Origin of the sequence: Variovorax xiamenensis (assembly GCF_050916385.1) — a bacterium.
Classification (GTDB): Bacteria; Pseudomonadota; Gammaproteobacteria; order Burkholderiales; family Burkholderiaceae_C; genus Variovorax.
In genome coordinates, this window is record NZ_CP139038.1 from 6,924,627 (window position 1) to 6,939,212 (window position 14,586).

Sequence of the window (14,586 nt, forward strand, 5' to 3'; positions counted from 1 at the left end):
GGCGGGAAAAACTGCCGTAATTCTACCGAGCCCCCTTGTGGGACAGGACCGACGCCAGCCCGAGGAAATCCATGACAGGCGGCAGCACCGGCCCGCCCAGCCACTGGATCGGCCTGGCGAAGGCGCCGATCAGCGTCACATGGCTCAGGTCGTCGAACAGCCTGACCTCCACCGGCACGCCCGCCGCGCGCAGCGCCGCGGCCATCTGCCCCGTGTTCCGGTCGGGGTAGACCAGGTCGTCCTTCGACGCCGCCATGAGCAGGGCACGCGGCGACTCGGACGTGACGTGCGCCAGCGGCTGCGAGTCGCGCGGCGTGTCGGGCCAGTTGAAGGCGACCCGCGCCTGCGGGTCGATGATGGGCAGGAAGTCGTAGGGGCCGGCCAGGCCGATCCAGCCCGCGAGCTGCTTCGGGCTGGCGCCCAGTTCCCCGAGCCAGCGCCCGTCGAGCGCGACCATCGCGGCGTTGTAGCCGCCCGAGCTGTGGCCCATCACGAACACCTGCTTCGGGTCGGCGCCCAGCCGGGCCGCGTTGTCGAGCGCCCATTTGACGGCCAGCGCGCTGTCGCGCACGAAGGCCGGATAGGTGAAGGCCGGCGAGAGCCCGTAGTCGGGCACCACCACCACGGCGCCCCGCGCGGCCAGCGCCTCGCCGACGAACCTGTAGCTGGCGCGGTCGCCGGTCGTCCAGGTGCCGCCGTAGAAGAACACCACCAGCGGCCGCGCCCCCGGCGCCGGCTGCGTGGCCGGCAACGGCTGGTACACGTCGAGCAACTGATGCGGCGCCCGGCCGTAGGCGATGCCGCCCTGGAGCCGGTAGGTGTCGGTAGGCACCAGCCCGTTGAGCACCTTGACCGGAGAGCAGGCCGAAAGCACGGCGGCGGCGATGACCGAAAAGGCGACGAGGAAAGCGCCGCGGCGCCGGCGGAGTGAGGCGAAGGTCGGAAGAAGGCTCATCGCGACAGTACGCACGCCGCCGGGCGCCGGTTTCGTCAGACCGGCAGCTGCGTGGTCGACAGCACCTGCTTGAGCACGACGAAGGTGCGGATCTGCCGCACCCCCGGCAGGTACAGCAGCTGCTCGGCGTGCAGGCGGTTGAAGCTGTCGTTGTCGCGGGTGCGCACCAGCATGAAGTAGTCGAACTCGCCCGTGACCACGTGGCATTCGAGGCAACCCGAAACCTTCTGCGCGGCCTTCTCGAAGTCGGCGAAGGAATCGGGCGTGGAGCGGTCGAGCACCACGCCGATCATCACGAGCATGCCCACCTCGAGCGCGTCGGGGTCGAGCAGCGCGACGATGCCCTTGATGAGGCCCGCCGCCTTGAGCCGCTCGACGCGGCGCAGGCAGGCGGCGGGGCTGAGATTGACCTTCGCGGCCAGCGCCACGTTCGACAGCGAGGCGTCGCGCTGCATGGCGCGCAGGATGGCGCGGTCGGTGCGATCGAGCTCCGGCGTGTCACGCAACTTTGTTGTGCCCATTAACTTCTCTTCAAGACAAAGATATTCGATCTTGCGATCCTGCATCTTTTTCTCCATCAAAGCCAGAAAACTTCGCAAGCACGTTGCGTGGCATTTTTTCTACGATGAAGGCCTCAACCCCCTCACCCTCCTTCCTGGAACCGCTGCGATGAACCTCAAGAAGTTTCCCCGTCACTCGCTGACCTTCGGCCCCACGCCGATCCAACCGCTGAAGCGGCTGAGCGCGCACCTGGGCGGCAAGGTCGACCTCTACGCCAAGCGCGAGGACTGCAACAGCGGCCTGGCCTTCGGCGGCAACAAGACGCGCAAGCTCGAGTACCTGATCCCCGAGGCGATCGAAGGCGGCTACGACACGCTGGTGTCCATCGGCGGCATCCAGTCGAACCAGACGCGTCAGGTCGCAGCCGTGGCGGCGCACCTCGGCATGAAGTGCGTGCTGGTGCAGGAGAACTGGGTCAACTATTCCGACGCGGTGTACGACCGGGTCGGCAACATCGAGATGTCACGCATCATGGGCGCCGACGTGCGCCTGGACGCAGCCGGCTTCGACATCGGCATCCGCAAGAGCTGGGAAGACGCCATGGAGAGCGTCCGCAAGGCCGGCGGCAAGCCGTTCCCGATCCCGGCGGGCTGCTCCGAGCATCCGCGCGGCGGCCTGGGCTTCGTCGGCTTCGCCGAGGAAGTGCGCCAGCAGGAGGCCGAGCTGGGCTTCAAGTTCGACTACATCGTGGTCTGCTCGGTGACGGGCAGCACGCAGGCCGGCATGGTGGTGGGCTTCGCGGCCGACGGCCGGGCCGACCGCGTGATCGGCATCGACGCCTCGGCCAAGCCGCAGCAGACCTTCGACCAGATCCTTCGCATCGCGAAAAACACGGCCGAGCTGGTGGAGCTGGGCCGCGACATCACCGAGAAGGACATCGTGCTCGATCGCCGCTTCGGCGGCCCCGAGTACGGCCTGCCGAACGAAGGCACGCTGGAGGCCATCCGCCTGAGCGCGCGCTTCGAAGCCATGCTGACCGACCCCGTGTACGAGGGCAAGTCGATGCACGGGATGATCGAGAAGGTGCGGCTGGGTGAATTCCCGGCGGGTTCGAAGGTGCTGTATGCGCACCTGGGCGGAGTGCCCGCCCTGAACGCCTACAGCTTCCTCTTCCGCAACGGCTGAGCAGGCTCAGCCGGGCGGGTTCAGCTCGCCCTGCAGATCTTGAGCATGTTGGTGCCCCCCGGGGCACCCATCGGCTCGCCGCAGGTGATCGCGTAGACGTCGCCGCTTTGCACGATGCCGCGCTTCTTCAGGTGGTTCTCGGCCTGCAGCAGCGCGGTGTCGCGGTCGCTTTCCGAGTCCATCAGCAGCGGGCGCACATTGCGGTAGAGCGCCATCTTGCGCTGCGTGGCCAGGCGCGAGGTCAGCGCGTACATGGGAATGTGCGCACGGTGACGGCTCATCCACAGCGGGGTGGAGCCCGACTCGGTGAGCGCGACGATGGCCTTGGCGCCCAGGTGGTGGGCGGTGAAGAGCGCGCCCATCGCGATCGACTGGTCGATGCGGCTGTAGTTCTGGCCGCTGAAGTCGGCGTCGAGCTGCTTGTCTTCGGCAGCTTCGGCGGCTTCGCAGATGCGGCTCATCTCCTGCACGGTCTCGAGCGGGTAGCGGCCCGAGGCTGTTTCGGCGGAGAGCATCACGGCGTCGGTGCCGTCGAGCACGGCGTTGGCCACGTCGCTCACCTCGGCGCGGGTGGGCACGGGGTTGGTGATCATCGACTCCATCATCTGGGTCGCGGTGATGACCACCTTGTCCATCTCGCGGGCCATGCGGATCATCTTCTTCTGCAGAGCGGGCACCGCCGCGTTGCCCACCTCGACCGCGAGGTCGCCGCGCGCGACCATGATGCCGTCGCTGGCGCGCAGGATCTCTTCGAGCTTCGGAATGGCCTCGGCACGTTCGATCTTGGCGATCATGCCGGGCTTGTGGCCGTACTCGGCGGCCGCCACGTTGCACAGCTGGCGCGCCATTTCCATGTCGGTCGCGTTCTTGGGGAAGCTCACGGCCACGTAGTCGGCCTGGAAGCTCATCGCGGTCTTGATGTCTTCCATGTCCTTGGCCGTCAGCGCGGGGGCCGTGAGGCCGCCGCCCTGCTTGTTGATGCCCTTGTTGTTCGACAGCTCGCCGCCGAGCTTGACGGTGGTATGCACGGCCTCGCCCCTGACGGCATCGACGGTCAGCACGATGAGGCCGTCGTTCAGCAGCAGGCGGTCGCCGGGCTTCACGTCGCGCGGCAGGTCCTTGTAGTCGAGGCCGACGGCATCGGCGTCGCCGGGCTCGGTGCGCGAGGCGTCGAGCACGAACTTGGCGCCGGCCTCCAGCCAGACCTTGCCCTGCGCGAACTTGCCGACGCGGATCTTCGGGCCCTGCAGGTCGGCCATGATGGCCACCTCGCGCCCGGCCTTGCGGGCGGCTTCGCGCACCATGGCGGCGCGGTCGATGTGGTCCTGCGCGGTACCGTGGCTGAAATTCAGCCGGACCACGCTGACCTTGGCCAGGATCATCTTTTCCAGCAGTTCCGGCGTGTTGGACGCCGGGCCGAGGGTGGCGACGATCTTGGTGGCGTGGCGGGGGATGCGGTCCGAGCTCATGAGGGTGGTCTCCGTTTTGTATTCGCTACTGTATACAGTTTGTGTGTCGAACGGAAGTCACCCGTGGGTTTTCCCGCGCCGGCTTTCGCTCAACCGGCAGCGCGCTTCGACAGGATCTCGAAGGCCGGCAGGGTCTTGCCCTCCAGCACTTCCAGGAAGGCACCGCCGCCGGTCGAGATGTAGCCGACCTGCTTCTCGATGCCGTACTTGGCGATGGCCGCCAGCGTGTCGCCGCCGCCGGCGATCGAGAACGCGCTGCTCTCGGCGATGGCCTGCGCGATGGCCTTGGTGCCGCCCGCGAAGGCGTCGAACTCGAACACGCCCACAGGGCCGTTCCAGACGATGGTGCCGGCTTCGCGCAGCTGCGCGGCGAGCTGGGCGGCCGTCTTGGGGCCGATGTCGAGGATCAGGTCGTCGTCGGCCACGTCGCTCGCGTCCTTGACGGTGGCGGCCGCGTCGGCCGCGAAGGTCTTGGCCGTGACCACGTCCACCGGGATCGGCACGTCGGCGCCGCGCGCGCGCATGGCGTCGATCACCGCCTTGGCCTGCTCGACCAGGTCGGGCTCGGCCAGCGACTTGCCGATCTTCAGCCCGGCGGCCAGCATGAAGGTGTTGGCGATGCCGCCGCCCACGATGAGCTGGTCGACGTTGGCCGACAGGCTCTTCAGGATGGTCAGCTTGGTGCTGACCTTCGAGCCCGCCACGATGGCCACGAGCGGACGCTTGGGCTGCGCCAGCGCCTTGGTGATGGCATCGATCTCGGCCGCCAGCAGCGGGCCGGCGGCCGCCACCTTGGCGAACTGCGCGATGCCGTAGGTGGTGGCCTCGGCGCGGTGCGCGGTGCCGAAGGCGTCGTTCACGTAGATGTCGGTGAGGGCGGCCAGCTTGCGGGCCAGGCCTTCGTCGTTCTTCTTCTCGCCCTTGTTGACGCGGCAGTTCTCGAGCAGCACGACCTGGCCCGGCTTGACGTCGACGCCGTCGACCCAGTTGGAGACCAGCGGCACTTCACGGCCGAGCAGCTCGCCCAGGCGCTTGGCAACAGGAGCCAGCGAGTCTTCGGGCTTGAACTCGCCCTCGGTCGGGCGGCCCAGGTGCGAGGTGACCATCACGGCAGCGCCGGCATCCAGCGCCAGCTTGATGCAGGGCACCGAAGCGCGGATGCGCGTGTCTTCGGTGATGTTGCCGGCGTCGTCCTGCGGCACGTTGAGGTCGGCACGGATGAAGACGCGCTGGCCGGCGGCCTTGCCCTGCGCGCAGAGGTCGGTGAAGCGAATGACGTTCATGGGGGGAATCCGGAGAAGATGGAAGACAAGACGGAGATCGGCCTGCATTGTAGTTTTGGCCCCATCGCCGCTCTACGCGCCTCTTGCCGCGCGCCGATGCTTTTCAGCCCTTTTGCTGCTGTTCGCGCGCGAAGCCTTCCAGCACCTCGACGAAGCTCGCGGCCGCCGGCGACAGCGAGCGCCGCGCCGCGCTGTAGACGCACACCTCGCGATGGAAGTCGGGCGACTCCAGCCGCACCATCTGCAGGCCGTGCGCACGCACCAGCGGCGCCGAATAGGTCGGGCACACCGTGAGCCCCAGCCCCGAGGCCACCATGCCCAGCGCGGTGGTCATGTACGACACCTCCTGCGTGCCGGGGCGCAGCATGTACTCGCGCTCGGCGGGCGCCAGCTCGGGCAGCACGCGCTGGCGGAAGTCGCGCGTGGGCGCGATGAAGGTGTAGGGCTCGAGCTCGTGCCAGCGCACCTTGCGGCGGTTGGCGAAGGCATGGCCCGGCGGGCAGATCAGCCAGTGCCGGTCGCGCAGCAGCGTACGGCGCTCGATGGCGTCGTCGACGGCCACGTCCTGCCCCACGGCCAGTTCCACGTCGCCCGCCGCAACGCCCGCCAGCAGGTGCTCGGGCAGGGTGTCGGCCAGGCGCACGTCCACGTCGGGGTACTGCTCGCGGTAGAGCGCGATCACGCGCGGCATCAGCGTGCAGGCCATGAGCTGCGGCGCGGCAAGCCGTAGCAAGCCTTTCTTCTTGTCACGCAAATCCGTGACGCCGGCCACCGCGCCGGCCAGGTCGCCCAGCAGCCGGTGCACCGAGGGCAGGAACTCGCGCCCCGCCTCCGACAGCTGCACGCGGCGCGTGTTGCGGTCGAGCAGCTGCACGCCCATCTCGCGCTCCAGCTCGCGCACGAGCACGCTGAGCGCCGACTGCGTGAGGTGCAGCCGCTGCGCCGCGGCGGTGAAGCTGCCGGTCCCGGCCACGGCGGCGAAGGCGCGCAGCTGGCGCAGGGTGAGGTTCATATATACGTTTATTTCATCAATCGATGAATTAATTTCGATTGCATCATAAGACCCGGCATCGCCCAATACCGGCTCACCGGAGACATACGAGCCATGCCGACCCCACCACCGCCCGTGCGCGGGCTGCACCACTTCGCCTGGCGCTGCCGCGACAGCGAGGAAACCCGCCGCTTCTACGAAGACCTGCTCGGCCTGCCGCTGGCCCACGTGATCAAGAGCGACCATGTGCCGAGCACCGGCGAGTACTGCCCCTACGTTCACATCTTCTTCCAGATGCGCGACGGCTCGTACATCGCCTTTTTCGACCTGGGCGACGACGTCGCCGCGCTGCCCTCGCCCAACACGCCTTCGTGGGTGAACCACATCGCGCTGCGCGTGGATTCGGTGGCCGACCTGCTGGCCGCCAAGGCGCGGCTCGAAGGCGCCGGCGTCGAGGTGCTGGGCGTGACCGACCACCACATCATCGAATCGATCTACTTCTTCGACCCCAACGGCATCCGCGTGGAGCTGACCACGCCGACCGTGCCGCAATCGGAGATGGACGAACACGCACTGCGTGCCAGGGCAGACCTCGACGCATGGACCGTGCGCAAGGCCGAACTGCGTGCGGCAAGGAGCGCGTCGAATGCCTGAGCTGCAACTCGCCGTCATCGACGTGAAGCCCGGCGCGGCCATGGAGAGCCAGTCGGGCCTCCAGTTGCTGCGCCCGCGCATCTACGGCGCTTTCCGCGCGCCGCAGGGCCCGAAGAAGATCGCGGCCATCGTGATGCATCCCACGAGCAACTTCATGGGCCATTACCTGATCGGCCCGCTGGCCGAGCGCGGTATCTGCTGCATGGGCCTGAACTCCCGCTTCGTGGGCAACGACACGGTGCTGCTGATGGAGCGCGCCATCCAGGACCTGGGCGCCGGCGTGCAGTACCTGCGCTCGGCCGGCTACGAGAAGGTGTTCCTCGTCGGCAACTCCGGCGGCGCCGCGCTCTCGGCCTTCTACCAGGCGCAGGCCGAGAAGCTCACCGCCACGCACCTGCCCGACGGCGACCCCACGCACCTGCACGCGAGCGACCTTCCGCCCGTGGACGGCATCGCGCTGTGCGCCGCGCACCTGGGCCGCACACGGCTCATGCGCGACTGGATCGACCCTTCCGTCACCGACGAGCACGACCCGCTCTCGGTCGACCCCGAGCTCGACATGTACGACGCGCGCCATCACGTGCCCTACGACAGCGACTTCCTCTCGCGCTTCAGCGCCGCGCAGAAGGCACGGCTCGGCCGCATCGAGCAGTGGTGCCTCGACCGCCTCGCGCTGCTGCGCGACACGAAGGGCGCACCGCGCGACCAGACCTTCGTCGTCTACCGCACGCACGCCGATCCACGTTGCGTGGACCTCTCGCTCGACCCCAACGACCGGCTGCCCGGCAGCGTGTGGGGCGACGCGCGACAGGTGAACTACTCGGCCAACGCGATGGGCCGCACCACCTCGCTCACGGCGTTCCTGTCGCAGTGGTCGTCGCGCTCGCAGGCCGACGGGCCGACCAACCTCGCACGCACCACGGTGCCCAAGCTGCTGCTGACCTACACGGGCGACCAGTCGACCTTCCCGAGCACGCGCGACGCGTGGATGGCGGCGGGCGGATCGCGCATCCGCAACGTCGACATCGTCGGCGGCAACCACTATCTCGCGGGGCAGCCGGAGCTGATCCCCAAGGCGGCGGATGCCATCGCCGAGTTCGCACACGCGCTGTAGAAGAGCCATGGAAAACTTCGCCTTCGCACCGGCTTACGAGCTGCCGGCCTGGCCCTTCACGCCGCCGCCCGAACTGGGCAGCAAGACCATCGCGCGCCACCCCATCGTGATCGTCGGCGCCGGCCCTTCGGGCCTCACGCTGGCCTGCGATCTCGCGCAACGCGGCGTGCGCGCCGTGCTGCTGGACGAGGACGACACCGTCGGCGTGCGCGGCGCCTCCTCACGCGGCATCTGCTACGCGCAGAAGAGCCTGGAGATCTTCGAGCGCCTTGGCATCTACGAGCGCATCGCGGCCAAGGGCATCACATGGTCGTTCGGGCGCACCTTCTCGGGCGAGCAGGAGGTCTACAACTTCAACCTGCAGGCCAACAGCGTCTCTAGGCAGCCGCCCTTCATCAACCTGCAGCAGTTCTACGTCGAGTGGTTCCTGGTCGACCGCATCCTCGAAATCGGGCTCACCGACGTGCGCTGGAAGAGCCGCGTCACGCGCGTGGAGCAGCTGGCCGACGGCGTGCGCCTCGAAGTGGAAACGCCCGCAGGCAGCTACACCATCGAGGCCGACCGGCTGATCGACGCCACCGGCGCCAACAGTGCGATCCGCACGCAGCTCGGCATCGACGCGCACTCCTCGCGCAGCACCGACCGCTGGTGCATCAGCGACGTGCGCTTCAGGAAGCCGCTGCCCACCGAGCGCTGGACCTGGGTGGACGCGCCCTTCAACGAAGGCCGCGGCGTGTGGCAGCACCTGATGGCCGACGGCGTGTGGCGCATCGACTACCAGATGCCCGAGGACTGCGACACGGCCTACATCAGCAAGCCCGAAGTGGCGGGCGCGCGGCTGCGCGAGCAGCTCGGGCCGGACGTGGAGTTCGAGTTCGTCTGGATCGGCCCCTACGGCTACCGCGATCACCTGCTCGACAGCTTCCGCCACGGCCGCGTGTTCTTCATCGGCGACGCGGCGCACGTGGTGAGCCCCTTCGGCGCGCGCGGCGGCAACAGCGGCATCCAGGACGCGGCCAACCTCGGCTGGAAGCTCGCGCTCGTCGCGCAGGGCAAGGCCGGCGACGCGCTGCTCGACAGCTACGACGCGGAGCGGCAACCCGCCGCGAAGCAGAACCTGCAGGTGACTAGCCGCTCGGCGCGCTTCCTCGCGCCGCGTTCGCCCGCCGAGCACACGCTGCGCCGCGCCGTGGTGGCGCTGGCGGCGCGCCATCCCTTCGCACGGGCGCTGGTGAACACCGGCCGCATGTCGGTGGCCAACGACTATCCGCCCGCTCCGCTGCTGCCCGAGGGCGCGCGCTCGGTGCAGAACCTGTCGCTGCGCTGGACCGACGGCCGTGAGACGTCGCTGATGCAGCTGCTGTCCGAGGGCACCGAGTGCATCGGCCTGTGGTGCGCGCCGACACGCGAGCAGGCGCGGGCGGCGCTCGATGCGATGGCTTCACTGCCGCTGCGCCTGCTGGCCGTGGGCGGCGACAGCGGCCTGCCCACGCTGCAGGCCGACGACAGGTTCGCGAGCCATCTTGGCGCCGGCGATGCAGGCAGCTTCGTCCTCGTGCGCCCCGACGCCTATCGCGCCGCCGTGCTGGCGAACGCCACGCCCGAAGCCATCGCCTCCGCAGTGCGCACCGCACTGGCCGCCAACGAACGCAACCCATGATCACCGAGCCCCGCATCCCCGACCCCGACGGCTTCTACGCGGCGCTGCTCGCCGCGCACGAGGGCCGCACCGAAGCGCAGAGCGCCGACCTCAACGCGCGCCTCGTATTGCTGCTGGCCAACCAGTGCGCCGACCAGGACGTGCTGCTCGCCTGCATCCGCGCGGCGGCCGAAGAAGAAGACCCCACGACGACGAACGAGAAGGCCCCATGACCACGACCGTTTCCTTCGCATCCGCCTCCGACACCCGCGAGCAGAAGCCCCGGCTGCAGGAGCTCGCGCCCGGCGCGTACGGCTACATCAGCGACTTCGATCCCAACTGCGGCTTCGTCGTCGGCGACGAGCACGTCGTGCTGATCGACACGCGTCCCACGCCGCGCATGGCTCGCGACTTCCTCGCGGCCATCCGCACGGTGACCGACAAGCCGATCCGCACCATCGTGCTCACGCACTACCACGCGGTGCGCGTGATGGGCGCGAGCGCCTTCGACGAGGTGCGCGACATCGTCGCGAGCGCCGGTACGCTCTACTGGATCCGCACGCGCGGGCAGGCCGACTTCGACTCGGAAGTCGGCCGCTTTCCGCGCCTCTTCGCGGGCGTGGAGGAAATTCCGGGCCTGACCATCCCCACAACGGTCTTCGAGCGCGAGATGACGCTGCCGCTCGGCGGCGGCCGCGAGCTGCGGCTGATGGCGCTGGGCCGCGGCCATTCGAGCGGCGACACCGTCGCATGGCTGCCCGACAGCGGCGTGCTGTTCTCGGGCGACGTGGTCGAGAACCACTGCGGCGTGTACGCGGGCGACGCCTACATCGGCGACTGGGCCCGCACGCTCGACGCGGTGACGGCGCTGAAGCCGCACGTGCTGGTGCCCGGGCGCGGCGCGGTGCTGCAGGACGAGGCCGCCTGCGCCGAGGCCATCGGGCTCACCAAGGCATTTCTCTCGACGCTGCTGGAAAGCGTGAAGGCCGGCATCGCGGCCGGCGACACGCTCAAGGGCTGCTTCGCGCGCACCGAGGCGGCGATGACGCCGCGCTTCGGCGATTGGCCCGTGTTCCAGCACGTGCTGCCCTTCGATGTCTCGCGCGCCTACGACGAGCTGCGCGGCATCGAGCACCCGGTGGTGTGGACCGCCGAGCGCGACCGCGAGCTGTGGCAGACATTGCGCGGCTAGCAAGCCGGCCGGACTGATTTCAAGACGAGCAACGGAGACAAGAGACGATGAAGCGATTCCTTTCCATGCTGGCCGCGGCCCTCGCGCTGGCCACTTCCCCCTTCGCATCGGCCCAGCCGGCGACCTACCCCACCCAGCCGATCAAATGGATCGTGCCCTACGTGGCCGGCGGCGGCACCGACAACCTCGCGCGCACGCTGGCCGAGGCGATGCAGCCGTCGCTGGGGCAGCCGCTCATCATCGACAACCGGCCGGGCGCCTCCACCAACATCGGCGTGGGCGTGATGATGCAGGCCAAGCCCGACGGCTACACGATCATGCAGGCCGAGAACGCCGCGCTGCTCTTCAACGAGCACATGTTCGCCAAGCTGCCGTACAAGCCCGCGAGCGACTTCACCTACATCGGCACCATCGGCCGCTTTCCCGTGGCGCTGGTGGTGCACCCCGACTTTCCTGCGAAGAACGTGGCGGAGTTCGTGCGCTACGTGAAGGCAAACCCCGACAAGGTGAGCTACGCCTCGCCCGGCAACGGCTCGCCGCATCACATGGCGATGGAGCTCTTCAAGCAGAAGGCCGGACTGACGATCACGCACGTGCCCTACAAGGGCGCGGCGCCCGCCATGACCGACGTGATGGGCGGCCAGGTGCCGACGATGATGCTGGACCTGGCCTCGGGCCTGCCGATCATCAAGTCGGGCAAGGTGCGGGTGCTGGCCATCGCGCTGCCGCAGCGCGCGAGCGCCCTGCCGGACGTGCCGACCTTCGTCGAGGCCGGCTTCAGCGACGTCAACGCCTACGCCTTCCATGGCCTGATCGGCCCGGCCGGCATGCCGCCCGAAGCGGTGGCGCGGCTCAACGCCGAACTGCACAAGGCAATGAAGGCGCCGAAGGTGGTGAAGCTGTTCGCGGACTTCGGCTTCGAGGCGCTGCCCGGGACGCCGCAGGACTTCTACAAGCTCTCGCGAACCGAGAGCGAGCGCTGGGGCAACATCATCAAGACCGCGGGCGTGAAGCTCGATTGAGCCTGCAGCTGCCGCCAGCCGCTGCCTACCAGCCCAGACCGAGGTGCAGCGGCAGGTACACCGCCATGCCCGCGAGCATCGTGCCCAGCACGCCTCGCCGCCAGTAGAAGTACGCGGCGCCGACCACCGCCGCGTAGAGGCGCGCGTCGTGCAGCGTGGTGATGAGGTGGCCCTGCGTCATGACGATCTCGGGCGCGATCACGCCCGCAAGCGCGGCGGCCGGTGCGTAGTGCAGCGCGCGGTGCGCCCACTCGGGCAGGCCCCAGGGCCGGCCGAGGATGAAGAAGAAGCAGCGCGTGAGCACGGTGACCAGGGCCAGGCCGACGATCACGCCCATGGTCCACCAGTCGGTGGTCGCGCCAGCGGTGCTCACTTGTCGTCCTCCGCGTCAGGGTCGAGTCCGAGCTGCTTCTCGAGCCAGAAGCACAGCAGCACCGCCACGCCGATGGCGACCACGATGTTGAGTTTCAGCGGCAGCGCATAAGCCGCCACCGCCGTCGCGCCGGCGACCAGCGCGGCCAGCACGCGCAGGCGCGTCGTCGCCATCGAGCAGACGATGGCGACCAGGCTCAGCACGCCGGCGAAGCTCAGGCCCCAGCTCTGGGGAATGAAGTTGGCCAGCGCGATGCCCAGCAGGCTCATGCCCATCCAGGCGCACCAGGTGACGAAGTAGTTGCCCGTGAGGTAGGCCTCCTGCGCCTGCTGCTCGGCAACAGTCAGCGGCGGCTTCGGGTACTTCTTCGTGAAGAGCGCGTAGCTCATGTCGGCCGTGAGGTAGCCGTGCAGCATGCGGCGCCAACGCGGCATGTGCATGAGGTAGGGACGCAGGTGCAGGCTGAACACCACGAAGCGCAGGTTGACGCAGAAGCCCGTGGCCAGGATCACCCAGGCCGGCGCGCCGGCGAAGAGCAGCGGAATGGCCGCGAGCTGCGAACTGCCCGCGTAGACCAGCAGCGTCATCGCCACCGCCTCGACCAGGCTCATGTTCGACTTGACCATGGCCACGCCGGTCATCAGCCCCCAGGCACCGATGCCCAGTGCCACAGGAGACATGTCGCGCACGCCGGTACGGAATTCGGGGCGGCTGCGGATGCTTTGCGAGAGGAACATCAGCCGAAGGCCTGCCCGGGCTTCAGGTCGAAGCCGCGCAGGAAATCGGCCACGGCCAGGCGTTTGCCGCCCGGCCGCTGCAGTTCGGTGACGACGAGGGCCGAGCCGGCCCCGGCGGCCACGGTCACGCCCGTTTCGCTCACGGCGAGGATGGTGCCCGGCGCGGCCTGTTCAGCCGATGTCGCCACATGGCCCGCCCAAAGCTTGACGGTTTCGCCGTCGAGCGGGCTGTTGGCTCCCGGGAACGGATCGAAGGCCAGCACGCGGCGCACGATGGCGTCGGCGGGCTGGGTCCAGTCGACCAGCGCCTCGTGCTTCTCGACCTTGCTGGCGTAGGTGACGCCCTCGGCCGGCTGCGGCGTGCGCTCGAGCGTGCCGATGCGGGCCAAGGCCTCGACGATCATCTTTCCGCCGAGTTCGGCCAGGCGGTCGTGCAGGCGGGCGGTGTTGTCGTCGCGGCCGATGTCGACGGCTTCGCGCAGCAGCATGTCGCCGGTGTCGAGGCCGGCGTCCATCTGCATGATGGTGATGCCGGTCTGCGCGTCGCCCGCCTCGATGGCGCGGTGGATCGGCGCGGCCCCGCGCCAGCGCGGCAGCAGGCTCGCGTGGATGTTCAGGCAGCCGTGCACCGGCAGGTCGAGCACCCATTGCGGCAGGATCAGGCCGTAGGCGGCGACCACCATCACGTCGGGCTTCGCGGCCAGCAGGGTGTCGCGCGCGGCCGAAGCCTCGTCGGGGTACTTGCCGTCCAGGCGCAGGCTGCGCGGCTGGGCCACGGGCCAGTCGTTGGCGACGGCGCATTGCTTGACGGGCGAGGCCTGCAGCTTCATGCCGCGGCCGGCGGGGCGGTCGGGCTGGCTCATCACCAGCACGACCTCATGGCCGGCGGCGGCGATGGCTTCGAGCGCGACGCGCGCGAACTCGGGCGTGCCCGCGAAAACGACTCTGAGGCGGCTCAATCCCGGATCCGATCGAAATCGAGATCGTCCCCCGTGTGATAGCGCCGGACCACGCCGGTCGGATCTATGTAGATGTACAGCATGCGGCGCTCGTTCACGGCCTTGTAGCGCCAGGTCCAGACGACGCCGTCGAAGGAGCTGACGCGGGTGATCTCATAGGGCCGGCCGTAGAAGGCCATCACGTCGTTCTGGCGCCACTGGTTGACCTTGATGTCCTGGCCGAAGCGCGCCTCGCTGAGCACCTGCGTCACCGAGACGACCTTGCCGGAGGCGTCGACGTCGATGTCGATGACTTCGAAGCCGGCCGGCATGCGCGAGTACTGCAGCCGCTCGCCGCCGCCCGTGAGCGGGTAGCGGCCGGTGGGCGCGCCCAGGCGCTGCATGGTTTCGGCGGCGCTGGTGCCGGGCTGGATGCGGGTGGGCTCGCTGGCGCAGCCGGCAAGAAGCCCGAGGCCCGCGGCCGCGAAGAGAGCCAGCGCTGCGAGGGAGGCGGAGCGGCGGCCTGCGTTCAT

Annotated in this window: 16 protein-coding genes; 7 read left to right on the forward strand and 9 right to left on the reverse strand. The window is 69.0% G+C overall.

Annotated elements, in window-relative coordinates; genetic code table 11:
* Positions 1 to 22: 22 nt before the first annotated feature.
* Positions 23 to 955, reverse strand: coding sequence for an alpha/beta hydrolase (locus tag SFB74_RS31920; protein WP_432728376.1), 933 nt, complete (start codon positions 953 to 955; stop codon positions 23 to 25).
* A gap of 35 nt (positions 956 to 990) precedes the next feature.
* Positions 991 to 1,476, reverse strand: coding sequence for an Lrp/AsnC family transcriptional regulator (locus tag SFB74_RS31925; protein ID WP_432728377.1), 486 nt, complete (start codon positions 1,474 to 1,476; stop codon positions 991 to 993).
* 148 nt (positions 1,477 to 1,624) lie between these two features.
* Between SFB74_RS31925 and SFB74_RS31930 the strand changes: the two genes are divergently transcribed.
* Positions 1,625 to 2,641, forward strand: a complete 1,017-nt coding sequence (locus tag SFB74_RS31930; protein ID WP_432728378.1) for a 1-aminocyclopropane-1-carboxylate deaminase — start codon at positions 1,625 to 1,627, stop codon at positions 2,639 to 2,641.
* 20 nt (positions 2,642 to 2,661) lie between these two features.
* Here SFB74_RS31930 and pyk read toward each other — a convergent pair whose 3' ends face one another.
* From pyk to SFB74_RS31945, 3 genes are all read right to left on the reverse strand, one after another.
* Positions 2,662 to 4,110, reverse strand: coding sequence for a pyruvate kinase (pyk, locus tag SFB74_RS31935; RefSeq protein WP_432728380.1), 1,449 nt, complete (start codon positions 4,108 to 4,110; stop codon positions 2,662 to 2,664).
* A gap of 89 nt (positions 4,111 to 4,199) precedes the next feature.
* Complete coding sequence (locus tag SFB74_RS31940) at positions 4,200 to 5,393, reverse strand: phosphoglycerate kinase (RefSeq protein ID WP_432728381.1); 1,194 nt, start codon at positions 5,391 to 5,393, stop codon at positions 4,200 to 4,202.
* Positions 5,394 to 5,496: 103 nt separating this feature from the next.
* Positions 5,497 to 6,405 carry a LysR family transcriptional regulator gene (locus tag SFB74_RS31945; RefSeq protein WP_432728382.1) on the reverse strand — a complete coding sequence of 303 codons (909 nt, stop codon included), beginning with the start codon at positions 6,403 to 6,405 and terminating at the stop codon, positions 5,497 to 5,499.
* 93 nt (positions 6,406 to 6,498) lie between these two features.
* Between SFB74_RS31945 and SFB74_RS31950 the strand changes: the two genes are divergently transcribed.
* Genes SFB74_RS31950 through SFB74_RS31975 form a run of 6 tightly spaced genes read left to right on the forward strand, consistent with a single transcriptional unit; the run spans position 6,499 to position 12,005 of the window.
* The gene (locus tag SFB74_RS31950; protein WP_432728383.1) at positions 6,499 to 7,038 is read left to right on the forward strand and encodes a VOC family protein; all 540 of its coding nucleotides are present in this window, start codon (positions 6,499 to 6,501) and stop codon (positions 7,036 to 7,038) included.
* Positions 7,031 to 8,152: an alpha/beta hydrolase family protein gene (locus SFB74_RS31955; protein WP_432728384.1), complete on the forward strand. Its 1,122-nt coding sequence runs from the start codon at positions 7,031 to 7,033 to the stop codon at positions 8,150 to 8,152. Before SFB74_RS31950 ends, SFB74_RS31955 begins: the two co-directional genes overlap by 8 nt.
* A 7-nt stretch (positions 8,153 to 8,159) precedes the next feature.
* A complete protein-coding gene (locus tag SFB74_RS31960; protein WP_432728385.1) occupies positions 8,160 to 9,812 on the forward strand; it encodes an FAD-dependent oxidoreductase in 1,653 nt (550 codons plus the stop codon).
* Complete coding sequence (locus tag SFB74_RS31965) at positions 9,809 to 10,024, forward strand: DUF2783 domain-containing protein (protein ID WP_432728386.1); 216 nt, start codon at positions 9,809 to 9,811, stop codon at positions 10,022 to 10,024. The genes SFB74_RS31960 and SFB74_RS31965 overlap by 4 nt, the downstream gene beginning before the upstream one ends.
* A complete protein-coding gene (locus SFB74_RS31970; RefSeq protein WP_432728387.1) occupies positions 10,021 to 10,983 on the forward strand; it encodes an MBL fold metallo-hydrolase in 963 nt (320 codons plus the stop codon). The genes SFB74_RS31965 and SFB74_RS31970 overlap by 4 nt, the downstream gene beginning before the upstream one ends.
* 47 nt (positions 10,984 to 11,030) lie before the next feature.
* Complete coding sequence (locus tag SFB74_RS31975; protein WP_432728388.1) at positions 11,031 to 12,005, forward strand: Bug family tripartite tricarboxylate transporter substrate binding protein; 975 nt, start codon at positions 11,031 to 11,033, stop codon at positions 12,003 to 12,005.
* A gap of 25 nt (positions 12,006 to 12,030) precedes the next feature.
* Here SFB74_RS31975 and SFB74_RS31980 read toward each other — a convergent pair whose 3' ends face one another.
* From SFB74_RS31980 to SFB74_RS31995, 4 genes are read right to left on the reverse strand one after another with little or no spacing between them, the layout of a single operon-like run.
* Complete coding sequence (locus tag SFB74_RS31980; RefSeq protein WP_432732031.1) at positions 12,031 to 12,342, reverse strand: AzlD domain-containing protein; 312 nt, start codon at positions 12,340 to 12,342, stop codon at positions 12,031 to 12,033.
* 32 nt (positions 12,343 to 12,374) lie between these two features.
* Positions 12,375 to 13,115, reverse strand: coding sequence for an AzlC family ABC transporter permease (locus tag SFB74_RS31985; RefSeq protein ID WP_432728390.1), 741 nt, complete (start codon positions 13,113 to 13,115; stop codon positions 12,375 to 12,377).
* On the reverse strand, positions 13,115 to 14,074 hold the full coding sequence (gene fmt / locus SFB74_RS31990; protein WP_432728392.1) for a methionyl-tRNA formyltransferase: 960 nt from the start codon (positions 14,072 to 14,074) through the stop codon (positions 13,115 to 13,117). The genes SFB74_RS31985 and fmt overlap by 1 nt, the downstream gene beginning before the upstream one ends.
* Positions 14,071 to 14,586 carry a hypothetical protein gene (locus tag SFB74_RS31995; protein WP_432728393.1) on the reverse strand — a complete coding sequence of 172 codons (516 nt, stop codon included), beginning with the start codon at positions 14,584 to 14,586 and terminating at the stop codon, positions 14,071 to 14,073. Before SFB74_RS31995 ends, fmt begins: the two co-directional genes overlap by 4 nt.